The 18,361-nt window shown below is 55.4% G+C and carries 17 protein-coding genes; 5 read left to right on the plus strand and 12 right to left on the minus strand.

Features of this window, described 5'->3' with window-relative positions; all coding sequences use genetic code 11:
* Positions 1–83: 83 nt before the first annotated feature.
* The 3 genes from NI000_RS14330 to NI000_RS14340 form a co-directional block, all read right to left on the minus strand.
* Positions 84–1,559: a putative amidoligase domain-containing protein gene (locus tag NI000_RS14330; RefSeq protein ID WP_253411581.1), complete on the minus strand. Its 1,476-nt coding sequence runs from the start codon at positions 1,557–1,559 to the stop codon at positions 84–86.
* 144 nt (positions 1,560–1,703) lie between these two features.
* Positions 1,704–2,270, minus strand: a complete 567-nt coding sequence (locus NI000_RS14335) for an outer spore coat protein CotE (protein WP_253411583.1) — start codon at positions 2,268–2,270, stop codon at positions 1,704–1,706.
* Between the two features lie 107 nt (positions 2,271–2,377).
* Entirely contained in the window at positions 2,378–3,343 is a 966-nt protein-coding gene (locus NI000_RS14340; protein ID WP_253411585.1) for an aromatic acid exporter family protein, read from the minus strand.
* 273 nt (positions 3,344–3,616) lie between these two features.
* On the opposite strand from NI000_RS14340, the gene NI000_RS14345 reads away from it, so the two are divergent.
* Positions 3,617–4,960, plus strand: coding sequence for a DUF4179 domain-containing protein (locus tag NI000_RS14345; RefSeq protein WP_253411587.1), 1,344 nt, complete (start codon positions 3,617–3,619; stop codon positions 4,958–4,960).
* A 59-nt stretch (positions 4,961–5,019) separates the two neighbouring features.
* On the opposite strand, the gene NI000_RS14350 is transcribed toward NI000_RS14345, so the two are convergent.
* From NI000_RS14350 to NI000_RS14370, 5 genes are all read right to left on the minus strand, one after another.
* Positions 5,020–5,973 carry an ABC transporter permease gene (locus NI000_RS14350; RefSeq protein ID WP_253411589.1) on the minus strand — a complete coding sequence of 318 codons (954 nt, stop codon included), beginning with the start codon at positions 5,971–5,973 and terminating at the stop codon, positions 5,020–5,022.
* Positions 5,954–6,754, minus strand: a complete 801-nt coding sequence (locus NI000_RS14355; protein ID WP_253411590.1) for an ABC transporter ATP-binding protein — start codon at positions 6,752–6,754, stop codon at positions 5,954–5,956. Before NI000_RS14355 ends, NI000_RS14350 begins: the two co-directional genes overlap by 20 nt.
* A gap of 153 nt (positions 6,755–6,907) precedes the next feature.
* Positions 6,908–7,933 (minus strand): ABC transporter substrate-binding protein, encoded by a 1,026-nt coding sequence (locus NI000_RS14360; protein ID WP_253411592.1) that lies wholly within the window; start codon positions 7,931–7,933, stop codon positions 6,908–6,910.
* 173 nt (positions 7,934–8,106) lie between these two features.
* On the minus strand, positions 8,107–9,678 hold the full coding sequence (locus NI000_RS14365) for an FAD-dependent oxidoreductase (protein WP_253411594.1): 1,572 nt from the start codon (positions 9,676–9,678) through the stop codon (positions 8,107–8,109).
* Between the two features lie 134 nt (positions 9,679–9,812).
* Entirely contained in the window at positions 9,813–11,333 is a 1,521-nt protein-coding gene (locus NI000_RS14370; protein ID WP_301292490.1) for a carboxypeptidase M32, read from the minus strand.
* A gap of 109 nt (positions 11,334–11,442) precedes the next feature.
* Between NI000_RS14370 and NI000_RS14375 the strand changes: the two genes are divergently transcribed.
* Positions 11,443–11,787, plus strand: a complete 345-nt coding sequence (locus NI000_RS14375) for an iron-sulfur cluster biosynthesis family protein (RefSeq protein WP_253411650.1) — start codon at positions 11,443–11,445, stop codon at positions 11,785–11,787.
* A gap of 42 nt (positions 11,788–11,829) precedes the next feature.
* Here the strand turns inward: NI000_RS14375 and NI000_RS14380 are convergent, their stop codons facing one another.
* The 4 genes from NI000_RS14380 to NI000_RS14395 all read right to left on the minus strand — a co-directional run bounded on the left by NI000_RS14380 (position 11,830) and on the right by NI000_RS14395 (position 15,250).
* Complete coding sequence (locus tag NI000_RS14380; protein WP_010499331.1) at positions 11,830–12,387, minus strand: beta-class carbonic anhydrase; 558 nt, start codon at positions 12,385–12,387, stop codon at positions 11,830–11,832.
* A 132-nt stretch (positions 12,388–12,519) separates the two neighbouring features.
* Positions 12,520–13,971 carry a sensor histidine kinase gene (locus NI000_RS14385; RefSeq protein ID WP_253411595.1) on the minus strand — a complete coding sequence of 484 codons (1,452 nt, stop codon included), beginning with the start codon at positions 13,969–13,971 and terminating at the stop codon, positions 12,520–12,522.
* Complete coding sequence (locus NI000_RS14390) at positions 13,968–14,711, minus strand: response regulator transcription factor (protein ID WP_375540973.1); 744 nt, start codon at positions 14,709–14,711, stop codon at positions 13,968–13,970. The genes NI000_RS14385 and NI000_RS14390 overlap by 4 nt, the downstream gene beginning before the upstream one ends.
* Positions 14,708–15,250: a DUF309 domain-containing protein gene (locus NI000_RS14395; protein ID WP_253411597.1), complete on the minus strand. Its 543-nt coding sequence runs from the start codon at positions 15,248–15,250 to the stop codon at positions 14,708–14,710. The genes NI000_RS14390 and NI000_RS14395 overlap by 4 nt, the downstream gene beginning before the upstream one ends.
* 140 nt (positions 15,251–15,390) lie before the next feature.
* On the opposite strand from NI000_RS14395, the gene NI000_RS14400 reads away from it, so the two are divergent.
* The 3 genes from NI000_RS14400 to NI000_RS14410 all read left to right on the plus strand — a co-directional run bounded on the left by NI000_RS14400 (position 15,391) and on the right by NI000_RS14410 (position 18,210).
* Entirely contained in the window at positions 15,391–15,825 is a 435-nt protein-coding gene (locus NI000_RS14400; protein WP_253411599.1) for a hypothetical protein, read from the plus strand.
* Positions 15,826–15,852: 27 nt separating this feature from the next.
* Entirely contained in the window at positions 15,853–16,128 is a 276-nt protein-coding gene (locus NI000_RS14405; RefSeq protein ID WP_036685355.1) for a YxcD family protein, read from the plus strand.
* 147 nt (positions 16,129–16,275) lie between these two features.
* Positions 16,276–18,210, plus strand: coding sequence for a glycosyl hydrolase family 18 protein (locus NI000_RS14410; RefSeq protein WP_253411601.1), 1,935 nt, complete (start codon positions 16,276–16,278; stop codon positions 18,208–18,210).
* Positions 18,211–18,361 lie beyond the last annotated feature (151 nt).

Raw genomic sequence — 18,361 nt, forward strand, 5'->3', positions numbered from 1 at the left:
TCCGACACGTTTCGCTCCCATATGTATCATGCTATTCTATCATTTCATCATTATAGCACGAATCGCTAGAGAACTCCCATCCTCTATCGGAAGGGAGAGATTTTCCACTTGGGACGGATATCCTCTTGTTCGTTCCATGATTTCATGCGGAGCATCATGCGCCGAAGCGGCAATAAATAGCTCTCGTAACGCCCGTACTCCGGTATTCTCTCCAAATCTCTCCAAAGCGAAGGCAGGAGCAGCCGGATGCGTTCCTTGTCGCCGCGGTAATACGCCTTTACAATCTCCGGGTCGGACAGAGGCCGCTGCTTCAGCGCGCGGTCGTTCCCGGCCACAAGCTTTGCCAGCGCCAGCACGCCCTTCGTCACCGCAGGCGATACCATCCAGCTCGGCAGCACGCGGTATTCGAAGCCGCCGTGCTTCTGACGGCGGAAGTCGCCGAGAAATCCGTACCGCGGCTTGCGCGCCCCCGTCGTCTCCCCCTCCAGCAGCGTCAGCGGCAGCGCCACATAGTTGTCCAGCACGCGAAGCAGCCGGCTGCTCAGCTCTACGCCGCTGAAATGAATATGGCCGCCTAGCGGAAAACCGCGGACCGGCATACCGCCCGCCACCCAGATCAGTTCGGTATCGGAGATGCGCTTGGCCGCAAGTTGCATCGTCCGGTGCAAATGAATGACCAGTTCACGCACATCCGTGCTCGGCTGCGGACGCAGCTCGGCGAGCGCGAATATTTTTCTTCGGCCGGGCAGAACGATCGAATCGCAGCCGAACGGTCCGTCCTTCTCCGCGAACCGGGAGGCGAACGTCACCTTTCCCTGCCGGTTAAGCAGCAAAAATTCTGGGTCCGCGCCCAGCATGACGTCCTTGTGTTTCGTAGCCGTCTCTTCTGTCAACGGCTCGCCGTATCGGTTCATCGCTTCCGCGAACAACTCGGCCAGCCGCGGAGTCAAGAGCGGCACCGCCTCCACGCCGCGCACCGCGAGGCTGCCGTCCGGCCTCACCCCGATCCGTACCACGCCGTAATCGAGCCCGAGCGCATAGACCGTTTTTACCGCTTCGCGCATCGCTTTGGCGCCGTAATAGTTCGGCTGCTCCCGCCCGATTTCCGTATAATCGGCTTCATCCCCTTCACGCGCCGCAAGGCTCTCCCTAGCCTGGCCTCCGTAAAACACGGTCTGCGGCTTATGGAACAGAGAGATCGCCTGCAGGTGAAAAACCGGTACGACGAACCGGTGCGACCAACGGTTGTCTTGACGGCGTCCTCCGCCACCCGCACTTCCTGTTTGTCTCGCGTCGCCGGCCTCATGCATCTCGAAGACGCAATTGATCCCGTGCAGCTCCAGCAGCTCCGCGGCACGGCGCGCGTTCGCCGCCAGCAGCATGCTTTTCACCGGCTGCAGCACCTCTCTGTCTCTACGGTCCGGATGATAGGTACCCCAATGGATCGTAACGCCCGGCTCTTTGGCTCCTTCCGGCGCTTGCGTTCCGTGCGGAATGCGAAGCCGCTCCAGCAGCAGACCGAGCGTCGGCTCGCCGGAGTGCAGCAAAAATGCGCGCATGCCGATTCACCTCCCTCACAAGTTAAGTGCCGTCCCTGGCTTATGCCGCCGTTCTTGGGGCAAAAAATAATTGGGTTCAACCAACAAAAAAGAGGGCAAACGCCCTCTCCAACGTGCGACCGTTCGGCATATATTAACAACAAATCAGCTCAATTCCTCATCAAGCAGATCGGGGTCGAGATCCTCAAAATCGCCGTCTTCCACACCGCCGAAGTCCACATGCTTATCGTCGTACTCGTCGCAGCCGTTCGGGCAGACAACGACGCACACCTTCGTTTCGGCGAACATTTCAACCTTGAACTCCCGCTCGACGCGGATCAGCACGTTATCTCCATGCGAGGAGATGCTGGCTTCCACGCAGCTCGGTTCTTGCGTTGCGACCGCCGCCACTTCGGCCGTCGACGGTTTATGCTTCTTATCGAGGTAGTGGAGCGGCACCACTTCCACATAAGAAACCGTTTCTTTCGCGACATCCGTCTTGGTATTCCGGTCGTACGAATACCAGATGTTGATGTCGTAAGTACCTACCACTTCCACATTTTCCCCCGACTTCACCGCATCGTATTGGTTGTTGATAATCCAAGCACCCAGAATACTGGTCGGAGCATGAGGCGGAGTGACCGTGTTAGTTACTTGCGAAAATTTGCGTCCTTTGCCACAGACTGCCTTCGTATAGATCTCTCTGCACTGCAAATCTTTATCTAATGACATCCTTCTAACCTCCTCCATACAATCATTCATTACATTTGTATGCAGGACATTCGTCTAGTGTGATAACTTTTTTTCTTACTTTTAAGTTTGTCGGAAGGTTAACAGAATCAGGCTCTCCCCAGCGGTTCCTCCACGGGCCGCTTTTCTTTTTTGGCGACGGACAAGTACACTTTCAGCTCTTCTACCAGCTGCAGCAGCGCGGCGCGAACCTCGAATTCCTCCCGCGTGGCCGGCAGCGGCATGTATCGGAATTGCTGCTCCATCTCGTTCAGTTTTTTCTCGCTCCGCCCCGTATAATGAGCTACCTTGACATCCTCCGTCAGCCCGTCGAACACCAGGGCCAACAGCTCGCCGTGCGGCAGCGTCTGGTAGATGCGGGCAACAAGCTGCACCATTCGCTGAATCGCGTCCAGCTGCCTTTCCCTCATGTAAAAGTAAACCGACCAATTAGGTCCCCCGGCGAACAAATTGTTCTCATTCGCGCGCTGGGCGGCCTGAATCGCCTTGCGGATCGTATCGTCCGCCTCCAGCAGCTCCGCGCCGCTCCATATGTACCCGTTGTCTCGCAGATGGTGCGAGAGTTCCAAAAATATTTGCGAGAAAAGCTGCTCCACCCGCTGCTTGTATTCTTGCAGCAGCTTGTCCTCTCTGGGCATATAGCCTATATTGATCAGCGTCGCCGTGCCGAGTCCGACAAGGAGCAGGGCGATCTCATTCAGCAGCAGCTCCGCGTTGACCCGGCCGGAGGCGAACACATGGAACATGACGACCGAGCCGGTAACAATGCCTTCCTTCAGCTTTAGCCGGCTCAAAATCGGATACAGCACCAAAATAAACACGCCGATCACCCACACGTGAAAGCCAAGCGCCCAAAACAGCCCCGCGCCGAAAAACAAACCGACAATCGAGGCCGCAATGCGCTGAAACGACGTCTGTAGTCCTCTCTTTTTCGTTACATCTACGCCTAACACCGCGAGCAGCCCCGCCGAGAGAGGGGACTGCAATCCGAGCGTCTGCGCCAAAAAAATGGATACGATAACCGCCAGCGCGGTTTTGATGACTCGAAATCCCATAGGCTGCGTTCCTCGCTTCGACAACTGGTCGTTGAATTCGTCTATACAATAATGTACCCACATCTTACCGTTTTTCGACAAAATCCTCAACGAGTGAAGCGCCTTTGTCGAGAATCTTTTATTTTTTAGGGAACCTTTTAACGATCGTACCGTCAGCTTCACGAAGGCTGAAAAGTGCAAGGGTTGGAAAACAATGAAATTCCAGGAACCCCTTGCCCTGTCGGACCATGGCCGACGCAGCCTAAATCCTATAAAGAAGGGAACTCTTCACGAATGAAAACTGTTAAAGAAAAACAATCGCGCAAATTTCAGATTGCCGCAGTCCCGGTTGCCGCGGCGATGATTGCCCTTTCGATCACGGCCACGGGCTTTCTCCCTCCCACAAATGTTTACGCACAATCCAGCAGACAAGCTTCTCCCGTCGATTCCGTATTTAAGCTTGTCGATTCAAAGGCTTTGCGCAAGGCTGCCGATAGCGGTCTCGTATCCGCAGTCAATCAAAGCGTGACGAAGAACGGGGTAAAAATTACCGTTACGGAAGTCATGCTTGACGAAGCTCAACTGGCCATCGGGGTCATGCAGCACACACCCGACGGAAACAAAAAATTCATGACCGCCGAGTTGGTTTTGAACGGAAAAGAGATTACCGAAAGCTTGAATATGCTGGAAAAGGAAATCGACGATCAAACCGCTTCGCAGACGTTCCAATGGGTCAATCTTGGCCAGTTCCCGGATCAATCCAATGTGAAACTGAAGCTTAAGCTGATCGCCGACAGAAAAAATTGGCACGAAAGCGCCCCTGAAGAAGTGGAATTCGATCTTAAGTTAGTCAAATCCGCAGTCAAAAGCAAAACGATAACGCCTAACGCGACAAAGACGTTCGGCGATACGACCGTAACGGTCAAGCAAATCGTGATGTCGCCTCTTCAAACGGCGGTGCAGGTCGAGGTTAAACGTCCGATCGATACGACATATCCCGAGATGAAGTACCCCTCATTCGAATTGACCAATGAACAAGGCGTTGCTGCTGAGTTTTACGGATATAACGGAGATCATACAGGCGGGTTGAAGCAAGGAGACCTGTATGTGAGAGACTACGTCATGTTGTTCACTCCTTTCAAAACGGCACCGGAGTCGATCAAGCTCGCGCCCGCCTACGTAACAGAGAAAGTCATTACAAAGGACGAAGATCTCGTAAGACCGATGGTGAAAGTGCCGCTGGACCGCAAGCCAACTGCCGAGAAGCCCATTGTACTGGAAGTGGGCAATTCGAAGCGTATCAAAATTAACGATGTGGAATATTTGAAGGACCGGACACTTGTTCACTACCAAACCGAAGGCAAACAGTTCAGCCCGTTGATCTTGGAAGACGAAAAGAGTGAAACGATTTACTTAAACGACAGGGACAATATGAAACGTCAGGACTATTTCGGTCCCAAAGTGTACCCGTTCACCATCTGGGATCAAGAACTGGTCGATACGGAAACCGATACGTTTGTCGCTCAATTCCCTGCCTTGGATCCCAACAGGAAAGTAACTTTTACGATGAGCGAAGAAAAGCCCTTGAAGAAATCGTATCTCCCGGAACTGGACATAACCGTTCCGGTCACGCCTTAATCTAACATCTTAAAAACGACGGAGGGCTTCCCGAAATAGGATCTGCCCTCCTCGTTCATTTATTCCCGGCCGCCTCGATTTCTCCCCGTCAGCTTCCCTTCCAAATAGACAACGGCTTGATACATGAAAGTCGCGACCACGGCAATCAAAAGAACGCTGCCGATCACAAGCGTAAAATTGAACACCTGAAAGCCGTAAATGATCAAATAGCCGAGTCCTTCCTTGGAAACGAGAAACTCGCCGACGATGACCCCGACCCAGGAGAGCCCCACGTTTACTTTAAGCGTAGATACGATGGTCGGATACGAGGCGGGCAGAATCACTTTTCGGAAAACCGTGCTCCGGTTCCCCCCGAAAATCCACACCACCTTGAGCAGATTCGGGTCCACCTCGCGGAAGCTGTTATACACGACCAGAATTGTGATGATTACGGTGATCGAGAGCGTCGTTGCGATGATCGACAGCATGCCCGGGCCGAGCGCGACGATAAACAAAGGTCCGAGCGCCACCTTGGGCAGGCTGTTCAGGACGACGATATACGGATCGAGCACGCGGGAGAGAAACGGCGAATACCAGATGAGCGCAGCGATTGCGGTGCCGAGCAATGTGCCAAGCACGAAGCCGATGATCGTCTCCCACACGGTAGTCCACGTATGCACGAGCAGCGTACCGTCCGCCGTTTTCTCAACCAGCAACCCCCAGACACGTGTCGGAGAGCTGAAGAGAAGCCCGTCAATCCACTGCAATCGGCTAGCCGTTTCCCAACCTGCGAAAAACAAGATCAGCAGCGCTAGTTGGGTCAGGCGCACAGATGTCGTCAGCTTGCGCTCGCTCCGGCGAAACTGCGCGTATACTTGCCCGGCCAAGCTTTCGGATCGTACTGCTCCTGGCGTTAAGCCGTCGGCCTTTGCAGCTCCATCCTCCGGCCGTTCGGACGGTTCGCCGGCTCCTTCCACAGCCGTATACGATAGACTCCCGCTTGCCTTCGCCTCCTCAAATTTCCGCCGGTCCATGTCCCCCGCCTCCTTTCCCGCCCATCTGCTCGAACCGCCCCCACAGCTCGCGGAACAATTCGTGAAAGCCCCCAATCTCGCGGGCATGCAGCGGCTGGGCTTCCCGAATAGCCTCCGGCACAATGGCCTCGGTCAGCACACGTCCGGGATTCGGCTGGAGCACCACAATCCGGTCGCTCATTGCAATCGCTTCGGTAATGTCGTGGGTGACAAGCACGGCGGTCTTGCCGCGAGCCTTCAAGGTTGCAGAGATCAAATCCTCCAGTTGGAGCTTGGTCTGGTAATCCAATGCCGAGAACGGTTCATCCAGCAGCAGGATGTCCGGTTCCGCCGCAAGCGTCCGCACAAGCGCGACCCGTTGGCGCATGCCCCCGGACAACTGGTGCGGATAACGGTCGGCATATCCGCCAAGCCCCATTTCATCCAGCAAATCCAGCACATATTGGCGGGAGGCGGCGTTCAAGCGCCCGAGCAATTCGAGACCGATTGAGGCGTTCTCGAAGATCGTCCGCCAAGGAAATAAATAATCCTGCTGGAGCATATATCCGACTTTCGGAGTCGGTCTTTGAATCGGTTCGCCCAGCACCCGCACCGTTCCCGAAGTCGGCGTCAGCAAGCCGCTGATTAGCGACAGCACGGTCGTCTTCCCGCAGCCGCTCGGGCCGATGAGACTGACGAATTCGCCCGGCGTGATCGCGAGCTGCAAATCCTGCAGCGCGACGAACGCGCCTTTGCGGTTAACATATACTTGTGAAACGCCGTCCAGCTCCACGGCATACATACGGCGACCCCTCCTTGTGCGTTTAGCCTGTGAAACAGCGGGAGGACGTCTGACGGCCCTTCGGAGCGTCGTATCCGCAGCCAGACCTCGAGCCTCTGCAGTGGTAATCCCGAAGCGCCGCCGCGCCCTCATTGACCATAACGACAGCGTACACTACTTCACATTTTGCTTCGCTTTTTCGGCAAATTGATTGTTGACGAGCGTCTTGAAATCGGCGCGTTTCTTGAGCTCCCCGGCCGCTTCCATCACATCCTGCAGGTTGTTCCACTCCTGTTCGTCGACGATTCCGTCGGCGGCAAACGAGCCTTGGTCCTTGTAACGCTTGATTACGCTGCGAACGATATCTTTATCCGTGTCCTGGAAGTAGGGGGCGATGGCCGCCGCAATGTCATCCACGCTGCTTTGCTCCACCCAGTTTTGCGCTTTTTGCACGGCATTGGCGAATTTCTGGACCGTATCCGCGTTTTTACCGATGAAGCTCTTTTTCGCCATAAATACCGTATAAGGCAGCTTGCCGCTCTCCACCCCGAAGGAAGCGACGACGTAGCCTTTGCCCTGCTTCTCGAACATCGATGCCTGAGGCTCGAACAACTGCACGTAGTCCCCCGTACCCGAGGCGAAAGCCGTCGGGATGTTGGCGAACTCCACGTTCTGGAGCAGGTTCAAATCGTTCTGCGGATGGATGCCGTGCTTCTTCAACGTAAATTCGCCGGCCATCTGCGGCATCCCGCCTTTTCGTTGCCCGAGGAAGGTCGAGCCCTTCAGCTTGTTCCAATCGAACGAGCCTTCGGGCGGCTTGCGCGCCATGAGAAACGTTCCGTCGGTTTGCGTCAATTGCGAGAAGTTGACGACCGGGTCGCCCGTACCTTGCTGGTGCAGGTAGATCGACGTCTCGGAACCGACCAGCGCGACATCAATCCCGCCCGACAGCAGCGTCGTCATCGTTTTATCGCCGCCGAACGTCGTCGTCAGCTCGATATCGAGCCCCTGCTCTTTGAAAAATCCTTTCTCCACCGCCACGTATTCCGGCGCATAGAAAATCGACCGGGTCACCTCGCCGATCCGGATCTTTACCCGCTCCTCGCTTTTCTTCGGACCGCAGCCTGCGAGCGTCGCGCACGCCGCAAGCACCAGCACAAGCATAAGCGCCGCCGCTCTCTCCAGACGCCTTGTTTTCATGGGCCAGTCCCTCCCTGTCAGCGTCTTAACGCATGACGAACTTTAGATATGACAGCATATGAACGCGCCTAGAAAATGGTGAGAGCGGATGTCAGCCGAAGCCAAAAAAGGCCGCTTCCGCGGAAGATCCGCGGAAACAGCCTCGAAGCAGCATTTTATTTGTATAAAGTTCGTTAAACGGCTGTTATTTTCGGCCACGCCAATTCAAACCCTTGATTGCCAAGCGCGTTCTGGAACGCTTCGAGCTTGGCCGGCGTATTTCGCACTTCCCGCGGCTGATAGCCGTTTTGCAGGCAAAAAGCGGCCAGCGCCCCCGCAGCCTCCCCGATGTTCCACTCCACGGGATGCAGCCGGAAGCAGCCGTTCGTAATATGCGTCGTGCCGAGATTTTTGCAGGCCGGCAGCAGGTTTTCCAGTCGGACCGGGATCAGACTGCCAAGCGGGATTTGAAACGGCAGCGACGAGATGTCGAGATAATTGCGGCCCGTCATGCTGGGATGCAGGTCGATCCGGTAGCAGCCAACTCCGACGGAATCCGGGAACGGCACCGCCCCCTGCTCGCCGCGCACCGCTGCGCTTACATGCTGCTCCAGCACGGTGAACTCCGCTCGGATACGTCTGGACTCCCGGATGTACGGATATTTGGCCAATCCGTCCTCCGTACCGACCACATCCGGCCGCAGCCGCAGACCGGGATAACCTGCCCCTCCGTCCGGGCGGGGAGCTTCCGTCTGCAGCCAGTACAGGAGCGACAAGCTGAGCTGCTTCGCCTGCCGCGCATGCTTCTGCGCTTCCTCCGGTTTCACGTCGTACACGTTGCCGAGCCAATAATCGTTTTGCGACCAATTCACCAGCGTGATGTCACTTGGAAACGTGCCGGGTGCGAAATTCGCTTTGTCGACGATGCGCCGGTAGTAAAACAACGGATATTTATCCGTTCCCCAAAACAACGTTTCTTCCACAGGCTCCAAGGTGACCGGATTGGGCGATACCCAACTCAACTGCTTGTCCGGCCAAAAATCCGCCTTATAGTTTCGCCAGAAGTTATAATCCTTCGGTTTATCGATTACATGATTCTCGCCTTCCTTGTAATCCATGGCGAAGCAGTGGGTAAACGCCTGAATGTCCCGCGGATCGGGAGCGCCTTCCAGCGCATGGGGCTCGCCCGTCTGCCGCTTGGATTCGGCGCCCGTCACATATTCCGCGCAGGTCAGCGGAAGCAGCTCGCCCGTCTCGGTCGCATCCAAAATATACGCGGCACGAATCGTATGCCGGTGACCCGTCTCCCCGATCACGGTAACCGACCGGACGCTGTCGCCGTCCATCTCAGCCGCAACGGGCCGGTGCCGGGTCATGATGACGAGCTTGCCGCTGTGCACGTACGGGGCCAGCATGTCTTGCAGAACGGCCAAATAGGCTCTCGGCTCCGCACAAAGCCGGCTCACGCCGCCGTTGCCGGGATTTAAATAATAGACCGCGCGTGCCTCCGCGGTCGCCGGAAACCTTGTCTTATAATAGGCGCGCACCCCGTCGCGAAGTTCGCGATAGCTGCGGGTGCAGCCGAATTGTTCGATCCAGCGGTGCTCGTCGGGCGGGACGGCCTGACTGGTCAGCTGTCCGCCGATCCAATCCGTCTCCTCGGTCAGAATGACTTGTCTGCCCATTCGGGCTGCCGCCAATGCGGCCGCGCAGCCTCCGACACCTCCGCCGATAATGGCAATGTCCGCTTGAAGTTCCTTGTGCATACACTGTCGCCTCCTTGTCGTCTGTTCCCTTCGGATGAACCAAAAATCGTCTTACATAAGAATAGACTGGAAAAACACCCAAAAGGTTACATTCGAGGCAACAAAAAAGCGGGGACCGTGTCCCCGCAATCGGATTAAAGCTTATAAATGTCGGAATATTTCACGCGCAAATAATCGACCAAGTATGACGGATTCAGCTCCTCGCCCGTCACCCGGGTAATGATTTCCGTCGGCGTCTGGCTTTTGCCGTATTGATAAATTTTGTCCGCCAACCAAGCCTTGATCGGAATCAGATTGCCCTCGCGAACCAGCTCGTCCACGTTGCCGAGCTCCTGCTCCAGCGTGCGTTTAATTTGTGCGGCATACATGTTGCCCAGCGCGTACGACGGGAAGTAGCCGAACATGCCGCCCGACCAGTGCACGTCCTGCAGCACTCCTTCACCGTTATCGGAAGGCACGATGCCGAGGTACTCCCGGTATTTCTCGTTCCACACCTCAGGCAGGTCGGCGACTTTCACGGCACCGCTGAACAGCGCCTTCTCGATTTCATAGCGCACCATAATGTGCAGGTTGTACGTCAGCTCGTCGGCCTCGATGCGGATGAGGGATGGCTTTACTTCGTTCGTAGCGCGGTAAAAATCTTCGACGCTCACCTTGTCGAATTGGCCGGCGTAATTTTTTTGCAGCTCGGGGAAATAACGGTTCCAGAACGGGCGGCTGCGTCCGATCATATTTTCCCAGAAGCGCGACTGCGATTCGTGGATGCCCATCGACGTACCCGTGCACAGCGGTGTGCCGAGCAAGTCCATCGAAATATTCTGCTCGTAGAGCGCATGTCCGCCTTCATGGATCGTCCCGAACAGCGCGCTGTTCACATCGTTCAGCAGGTAGCGCGTCGTAATCCGCACGTCACCCGGGTTCAGGCCGGTCGCAAACGGATGGACGGTTTCGTCCAAGCGTCCCGCTTCGAAATCGTAGCCCATCTGCTCCAATATGTATAAGCTGAACTTCTTTTGCTTGTCCTTGTCGAACGTCTGCTTCAAGAAGCCGGTTTCCGGCTTGTGAGCCGACTCCTGAATCGCCGACAGCAGCGGAACGACCTGCTCGCGCAGCGCACCGAACACTTGATCGAGCTTCTCTACGGTCATGCCTGGCTCATACGCATCAAGCAGCGTGTTGTACTTATGTCCTTCGTAGCCCCACAGGTCGATAAACTGCTGGTTCATATCGACGATTTTCTCCAGATACGGCTGGAAGCCCGGAAAATCGGCCTGATGCTTCGCATCTTCCCAAGCCGATTCCGCCTGCGAGGTGAGCACCACATATTCCTGATACAGCTTCGGCGGAATTTTTTTGCTGCGGTCGTACTCCTTTTTGCATTCGCTTACAATTCTACGGTCGATATCCGACAGCTCCGACTGTACCCCGGACGAAGTGAAGTGGTCCAAAAACGAGCCCATCTCGTCCGACACCGACATTTTGAACAGCTCGCCGGATAGCTCGCCGACAACTTCGGACCTAGCCGCAATCCCTTTCTTCGGCGCGCCTGTGCGCATGTCCCAATAAATGAGTCCGATGGCTTCCTCATAGCTTTTCATCTTTTTCAGATATTGCTTGAACTCCGTCAATTTGGCTTCCAAATTTCCTGTCGACAACGGGCATTCCCCTTTCCAAAGATATACATTGATCATACTTCGTTCGCGGAGCAGAAGCAAATATCGCCGAAATGAGGTATGATATACAAGAAAGGAGTGTGACGTGACGATGCGAATCATCTTTACGGATAGTGCGGTAACGGAAATCCGGCGGATTCTGGACCGGCAAGCGGGCGGACGGCTGAAGCTTGTCTACGATGCAGAGGGCTGCGGATGCGCAGTCAGCGGCGTACCGACGCTGTGGATCACGGACGAGCCGGACCGGAACGATTTTATCGTAGCGGGGGACCCGTTCGAAGTGCTGATGGACCGGAAGCACGAGGTGTTTTTCGAGGAAAATATGACGATCGACTTTCAAGCAAGCAACTACTGCTTCATCTTAAAAAGCAGCGGACAAATCTACAATGCGAACATGCGGCTGATCGATAAGCGGAACGCCGTCGCGAACCGGTGAGAAGGCGGACAGCCTTCTCACCTTTTTCGTTCCGGGAACGGCTTAGTAGCCGTTGACGATGACATCCAGCTTGCCGGTCGACGGGTCGATGACCAGCCCGTGAACCGGGATGTCCGGTACGAGCGGATGGTTCTTGATAATATTCACGCTGCTTTTGACGCTTTCCTTCACATCTTCGAAGCCCCGCAGCCATCGTTCGAGGTTCAGGCCCGAATATTCCAGCGTTTTGAGCGTCTCCTCTTTAATCCCCCGCGCCACAAACTTCTCCTTTACGCGCTCCGGGTTCAAGTGGCTCATCCCGCAATCGTGATGGCCGATGACGAGCACTTCATCCGCGCCCAGCTCATAGATCGCCACGATAATACTGCGCATGATGCCGCCGAACGGAGTCGAGACGACGCCGCCGGCCGCTTTGATCATCTTCACGTCGCCGTTCTTGATATTCATGCTGGCCGGGAGCAGCTCAATAAGACGCGTATCCATGCAAGTAAGAATGACGAATTTCCGATCCGGAAATTTTGACGTTAAGTAGGGCTCGTACTTTTGCTCCTCGACAAACGAGCGGTTGTACTCCATGATCTGGGATAGTAAATTCGGCATTCGCACTTCATCCTTCCTGTTGTACCTTCTTATTTTCCGTGTAGCCGGTTTCGAGTTGATTTAGGCTGACGTTTTTTAAATCTTAGCTTGTTTTTCGCAATTTCACAAGGCGCATCGTTTCCAGCAGCCCCCTTAGCTGCCGAAGCGCTCCGGGGGGAGGAGCGGAAACGCGATCCGGAATTCCGTGCCCTTCCCGAGCTCGCTTGCTGCCGCAATCGACCCTTTCATCCCCGTCACGAGATGCTTAACGATGGTAAGACCGAGCCCGGTGCCGTCCGAATCGCCGGAGCGCGACGGTTCCGCCTTGTAGAACCGGTCCCAGATCCGAAGCAGCTCGCTTTCGCTCATGCCGATTCCCGTATCGCACACGGCGATGACGGCCTCCCCTCCCTCGGCTGCAAGCTCGACGGTAATCGTTCCCCCAGACGGCGTGAACCGGATTGCGTTATATAACAGGTTGAGCAAAATTTGCGCAAACCGGTCGGGATCAAGCTCGCACCGCAGCAGCGGCGTTCCCGGCTTCGGGCCGATCATGCGCATCTGCAGCCCTTTGTCGGAAGCGGCGCTCTGCACCAGCTCCAGCGCCTCGCTCACCTTGGCCGACAGCGCAACGGGTCGTGTCCGGAATACGTCCGTTCCGTTCTGAATGCGGGCCAGGTCGAGCAGATCGTCTACGAGCCGCTGCAGCCGCTGCACCTCATGATCGCATATTTTCAAATAATGCGAGAACTTCTCGGGCGGAATCACCCGGTCGTTCATTGCGACGATCAGCCCGCGCAGAGACGTCAGCGGCGACCGTAGCTCATGCGATACGTTGGCCAGGAACTCCTGGCGGTTGTCGTCCCACTGCTCCAACTGATCGACCATGAAGTTAAAACTGCGTGCCAATTCGCCAATCTCGTCGTTGGACGAGACTGGTACTCTCGTTGAAAAGTCGCCGTTCGCCACTTCAAGCGCCGCATCGTTCATCTGCTGAAGGGGACCGGCCAGCTTGCGAGACAGGATGAAAAGAATAACCCCTACGGCAACCAAAGAGAACAGCAGCGGAACGAAAATATTCCAGCGGATGGCCTTTAGCGCTTCGCTGCTTTCCAGCGCGGGGACGAGCATCATGATGACGATCGGCTGACCGTTCAGCTCCGCGGGCGTGTAATAGGCCAGCAGTCCTTCCCCGCCGTATGGATCGACTTTGTACTGCCCTGCCGAATACCCGTTTCCGCCTTTAAGTCCTTCTGCGAGCAGCGGCTCGAGCGGCTTCGGAATGACCGTTCCCTCCCGGTCCGACGAGCCGTTCAAAACGATTCCTTTCGCATCGACCAACCATACCGAGCCGTTGATGCTGCGGCCGATGATCCGGCTGCCTAGCCGCAGTTCTCTTGTAGAAAGCGCCCCCTCCTGATAAGTAGGCAGCAGCTTGACGACTTCGGCGGAACGCGAGCGCAGCAGTTCTTTTTTGTCCTTATAGAAAAAATCCGTAAAGTAAGAATTCCAAAATACGGCCAAGCCTACGAACACGAGCACACAGGTGGCGAGAAAGGAAAGAAAAATTTGAATATACAGGCTGCGCAGCCACCGCTTGATCATGTGCCGCGCACCTCGAACGAGTACCCGATGCCCCACAGCGTTTGAATCGTCCAGGCCTCATGGGAGCCAAGCTTCTTGCGCAAATTTTTCACGTGGGCGTCCACGGTTCGGGTGCCGCCGCTGAAATCGAAGTTCCACACGTACCCGAGCAGATCCTCGCGGGTATACACCCTGCCGGGGCTGGCGGCCAAAAAATGCAGCAGCTCGATCTCCTTGGGCGTCAGGTCGACTCTACTCCCGTCTAAATTTACCTTGTACTTATCCAGGTCGATGCTTAAATTGCCGACTTCCAGCGGCTTAGAAGCATGCTCCGCCGATACCGCCGGAGCGGTTCCCTGCTGCCCGGCCCGCCGCAGGACGGCCTTGATCCGCGCCACCATTTCGTTCGGGTCGAACGGCTTGACGATATAATCGTCTACCCCGAGGTTAAAGCCGCGCAGCTTATCGATCGACTCGCCCTTGGCGGTCAGGAAAATAATCGGCGTCGCGCCTTCCGCTCCCGGCAGCTTGCGAATCTGACTGCACAGCTCAAAGCCCGATACGTCGGGCAGCATGACGTCCAGCAATACAAGGTCGGGCGCTTCGGCCTTCACCCGCTCCAGCACCTCTCCGCCCCGGAAGTGCAGAATAGGGACATAGCCCGCATGCTCTAGATAAAGCCGAATGACTTCGACGATATGCGGCTCGTCGTCCACAACCATAATTTTCTGCGGCTCGCCGCTTACGGACATTCGGCTCATACGCCGTCCCCCGTTGACCTGCGCTCCATCCTGCGCTGCTTCTGCAGCTCGCGCTCCGCTACGACGCCAGTGCGGTCGCGCAGTGTATGCTTATGGATGAGATACGTATCGTTCAAGTCGCTCGGCTGTCCCCACTCGGCTTCCACATGAGCTGACGCGTCACGGCATAAGACGGCGAGCGCCTCGTCCTGCAGCGGGATGTCCAGATCGGTATAAACGAAATCGGTCTGATCCAGCTCACGCAGACGCGCCTGCAGACGCAGCCGGAATTCGGCCGCATCGATGCCGAGCTGCTTTAACTGCTCGTCTTTGAAACGCTGGAGCGAGCTCGCAAGCATTTTGACCGCCCCAGCCCGGTTGCCCCGCCGCTGATGGTAAAGCGATACGGCCACTTGAATCAGCCCGACGCAAGCCTCGCTGCAAGGATCTTCCGGATGCTCTTTCCAATATTCTTCCATCACCTCGTGGCATTCGAAATAATCGCGCTCCGCATGGAAGTGCACCAAATATTGAATATACGCTTCAGTATAATTAGGCATCGCAATGTCCCTCTGTTCATTGAAATCATCTTTTCATCTTCTATTGTAACAAGTTCGTTTAAATTCTGAAACCATCGCCCACATTATACGTAGTAAGCTATGGCAGGCAGACTATTCTATTCGATGGAGGATGCAAAAAGATGTTGAAAAAGTTGTCTCTCATTTTGATGGCTTGTATGCTGGTGTTTTCATTCACCGCACCCGGTATGGTCGACGCCAAAGGATACAAGTCCTCGAAAAAAAGCTACACGCCAAGCAGTTCCAACACCACGCAAACGCCGAACAACGGTATCAATAAAACCGAGCCGGCTGCTTCCAAATCGCCGGCCAGCACGACGGCCACGCCGGCAAAGAAACCAGGCTTTTTCAGCGGCGGTCTGATGAAAGGCTTGATGATCGGCGGTCTGGCGGGTCTTCTCTTCGGAAGCCTGTTCGGCGGCATGGGCTTCCTCGGCGACTTGCTGGGCCTGATGGTGAACGTGCTTGCGCTTGTCGTATTGTTCGTCGTCATCCGCAAAATTTTCGTCTACTTCCGCGACCGCAAGAAGTTCAAGGAAGAACCGAAGCGTTTCTAATTTGAGGATAAAAGAGGTTACCAGGATATGCGACTATCGGAGCAAGATATTATCAATGCGATATGCCTGAATATCGCCGAACGAAAGCAGATTCATCCGACGCAAGTCGAAGTGGAGCTCATGTGGGATGAGGACCATGGCTTCTCCGCCGAAGTGCACGCCGAAGGCCGCAGCCAGATCCTGATCGCCGCCAACATGCTGGAAGCGATCGAGCGTTACCTGCTCAAGGAGCAAAATATCCGCGTGTTCCGGGATCAAATCCAGCTCGTGCTGGAAGACGAAATCGTCGCCGATATCGGTTGACCTTCCGAACGACCCTTCAAGCGATGGCTTGGAGGGTTATTTTTTGTCTCCAATGGCACCCTCATTCACGATTCTATTATTTTCCTCGCAACTTCGAGGCCTCTTCTAACGTTTAATAGAGTAGACTGACCAGAAAGAGGCTGATGCATGTTGAAGCGCAACACCCTGCTTACGTTGTCCGTTATGACGCTCTTCCTCTCCTCCGCGGGCTCCGTTATGGCAGCCGACAAGACATCCAAGTTCCGCGTCTACCAGGACACCACCATGCTGCTGGAAACCTCCGATTACAAGTCCGCCGAAAATTATGCCAGGCAGTTCGCGGACAGCCACGTCGAAGAGATCGGCACCCGTAAATGGGTATGGCATAACTACCCCCGTTACAAGGTATTCCAGAACGGCTACAGCTCGTCCAAATGGGAGTATGCCAGCTTGGATCAGGCGATACGCGAAGCGTCCAATTGGGGACATGCCAGCGTACGCGACCTGCAATCCGGCGGTTGGGTATGGAGCAATTACCCGAAGTACCGCGTCTACCAAGGCGACGACATTACGATGGATTCCTGGAACTTCGAAACGTTGAACCAAGCGATCGCCGAAGCGAAAAAATGGGGCAACGCCCATATTGTCGAGCTCGGCACACACCGCTGGGTATGGGATAATATTCCGGCCAGCCGCAAGACGGAGCTGCGCAGCGGCAGCAAAATTTATCAAATCTATCAAGATACATACTCCGCTGAGAATTGGAAGTTTGCTTACTTAGAAGATGCTGTAAACGAATCGCTCAATTGGGGCAATTCGAAGATTGTGAACACCGAAACAGGCAAGGTCGTATACTCCAACGTCAAACCGTATAAAGTGTACCAGTTCGACACGCTTCTGAATTCGTTCCTAAGCATCGACGAGGCGGTAGCGTACGCCAAGCAGTTCGATCATACCCGGATTACCGACGACGAAGCGGCGGGACTTGATGGCACCGCACGCGTTATATGGAATAATTATCCTTATTACCAAGTGTTTCAAAAAGACAAATGGATTGCGGACTTCTCTACGATCGGCGGCGCGCTATCCTACGCCATGGGCTATTCCAACGCCTCGATTCGGCTGTACGGCGACGGGTCCAGCATCTGGAACAACCTTCGCGATCTGCAGTTCTGGGGCTGGAACGGAAGCTCCAGCGACACCACGATCCGCAGTCAGGTAAACAACACCTCGGGACTGGATGTCGTCTCCCCCACCTACTTTCAACTCGCCGACGGCTCGGGCAATCTGACCGACAGCTCGAACAAAGAAACCGTCGCTTGGCTGAAGAAGCAGGGGTATTCCGTCCATCCGCTTGTCAACAACCAGTTCGATACGGCGATGACGACGCAATTTCTGGCCTCGGCGCAAGCCCGCAGCAAGTTCATTTCCGCGCTGGTCGATAAAGCCGTCGCCATCGGGGCGGACGGGCTAAACATCGACTTCGAGAGCGTCGCAGGCACGGATCGCTCTGCCTTCACGACGTTCATGAAGGAAATCACGGATGCGGCCCATCAAAAAAGACTTGTCATCTCGGTCGACCTGCCAAGAGGCAGCGCCGCATGGAATGCGAAAACCGCGTTCGAGCACGAGAAGCTCGGCCAGATCGTCGATTACGTCATCACGATGACCTACGACCACTATTGGAAAGGCAGCACCGAACCGGGTTCCGTGGCCGGTCTGCCTTGGGTTGAACAAGGTGTACAGGAATTTCTCTCCTACGGCATTCCGCGCGACAAGCTGATCATGGGAATTCCGTTCTATGTCCGGGAGTGGAAGGTCGACAAATCCGGCAAGCTGGACAGCAACCGCGCGCTGCTGATGAAGGACTTGACCGGCCTCATCGATTCCAAGCAAGCGAAGCTCAGCTGGGACAGCCGCTTCAATCAATACAAGGTCGAGTACGAGCAGGACGGCTTCAAAAACGTCTTCTGGCTGGAAAACGAAGAGACCGTCAAAGCGCGGATCGATATCGCCAAAAAGTACGAATTGGCCGGTGTGGCCGCTTGGCGCCTCGGCTACGATTCGAAGGAATTATGGAATATGATGATCCAGCAGAAATAATTGGTAATACGCAAAAGACCGCCGGACTTGATCGTTCGGCGGTGAGCTTGTTGAGAAAGTGGGCAATTGAGGTAATAGAGGTTACGAGGGGGTGGGGTATCCACTTCCGACCGCTGTTGTCCTCGGGAAATTTGATTAGAAGCCGCTTAGT

Source organism: Paenibacillus tyrphae (assembly GCF_024158745.1).
Lineage (GTDB): Bacteria > Bacillota > Bacilli > Paenibacillales > NBRC-103111 > Paenibacillus_G > Paenibacillus_G tyrfis_A.

Excerpts from the sequence above, each read along its gene's own strand:
- NI000_RS14330 (WP_253411581.1), bottom strand. The coding sequence starts at position 1,559 with ATGCGCGCATTTTTGCTGCACTCCGGCGAGCCGACGCTCGGTCTGCTG.
- NI000_RS14400 (WP_253411599.1), top strand. The coding sequence starts at position 15,391 with ATGTTGAAAAAGTTGTCTCTCATTTTGATGGCTTGTATGCTGGTGTTT.
- NI000_RS14395 (WP_253411597.1), bottom strand. The coding sequence starts at position 15,250 with ATGCCTAATTATACTGAAGCGTATATTCAATATTTGGTGCACTTCCAT.
- NI000_RS14360 (WP_253411592.1), bottom strand. The coding sequence starts at position 7,933 with ATGAAAACAAGGCGTCTGGAGAGAGCGGCGGCGCTTATGCTTGTGCTG.
- NI000_RS14410 (WP_253411601.1), top strand. The coding sequence starts at position 16,276 with ATGTTGAAGCGCAACACCCTGCTTACGTTGTCCGTTATGACGCTCTTC.
- NI000_RS14340 (WP_253411585.1), bottom strand. The coding sequence starts at position 3,343 with ATGGGATTTCGAGTCATCAAAACCGCGCTGGCGGTTATCGTATCCATT.
- NI000_RS14350 (WP_253411589.1), bottom strand. The coding sequence starts at position 5,973 with ATGGACCGGCGGAAATTTGAGGAGGCGAAGGCAAGCGGGAGTCTATCG.
- NI000_RS14390 (WP_375540973.1), bottom strand. The coding sequence starts at position 14,711 with ATGAGCCGAATGTCCGTAAGCGGCGAGCCGCAGAAAATTATGGTTGTG.
- NI000_RS14345 (WP_253411587.1), top strand. The coding sequence starts at position 3,617 with ATGAAAACTGTTAAAGAAAAACAATCGCGCAAATTTCAGATTGCCGCA.
- NI000_RS14355 (WP_253411590.1), bottom strand. The coding sequence starts at position 6,754 with ATGTATGCCGTGGAGCTGGACGGCGTTTCACAAGTATATGTTAACCGC.
- NI000_RS14375 (WP_253411650.1), top strand. The coding sequence starts at position 11,443 with ATGCGAATCATCTTTACGGATAGTGCGGTAACGGAAATCCGGCGGATT.
- NI000_RS14385 (WP_253411595.1), bottom strand. The coding sequence starts at position 13,971 with ATGATCAAGCGGTGGCTGCGCAGCCTGTATATTCAAATTTTTCTTTCC.
- NI000_RS14405 (WP_036685355.1), top strand. The coding sequence starts at position 15,853 with ATGCGACTATCGGAGCAAGATATTATCAATGCGATATGCCTGAATATC.
- NI000_RS14365 (WP_253411594.1), bottom strand. The coding sequence starts at position 9,678 with ATGCACAAGGAACTTCAAGCGGACATTGCCATTATCGGCGGAGGTGTC.
- NI000_RS14380 (WP_010499331.1), bottom strand. The coding sequence starts at position 12,387 with ATGCCGAATTTACTATCCCAGATCATGGAGTACAACCGCTCGTTTGTC.
- NI000_RS14335 (WP_253411583.1), bottom strand. The coding sequence starts at position 2,270 with ATGTCATTAGATAAAGATTTGCAGTGCAGAGAGATCTATACGAAGGCA.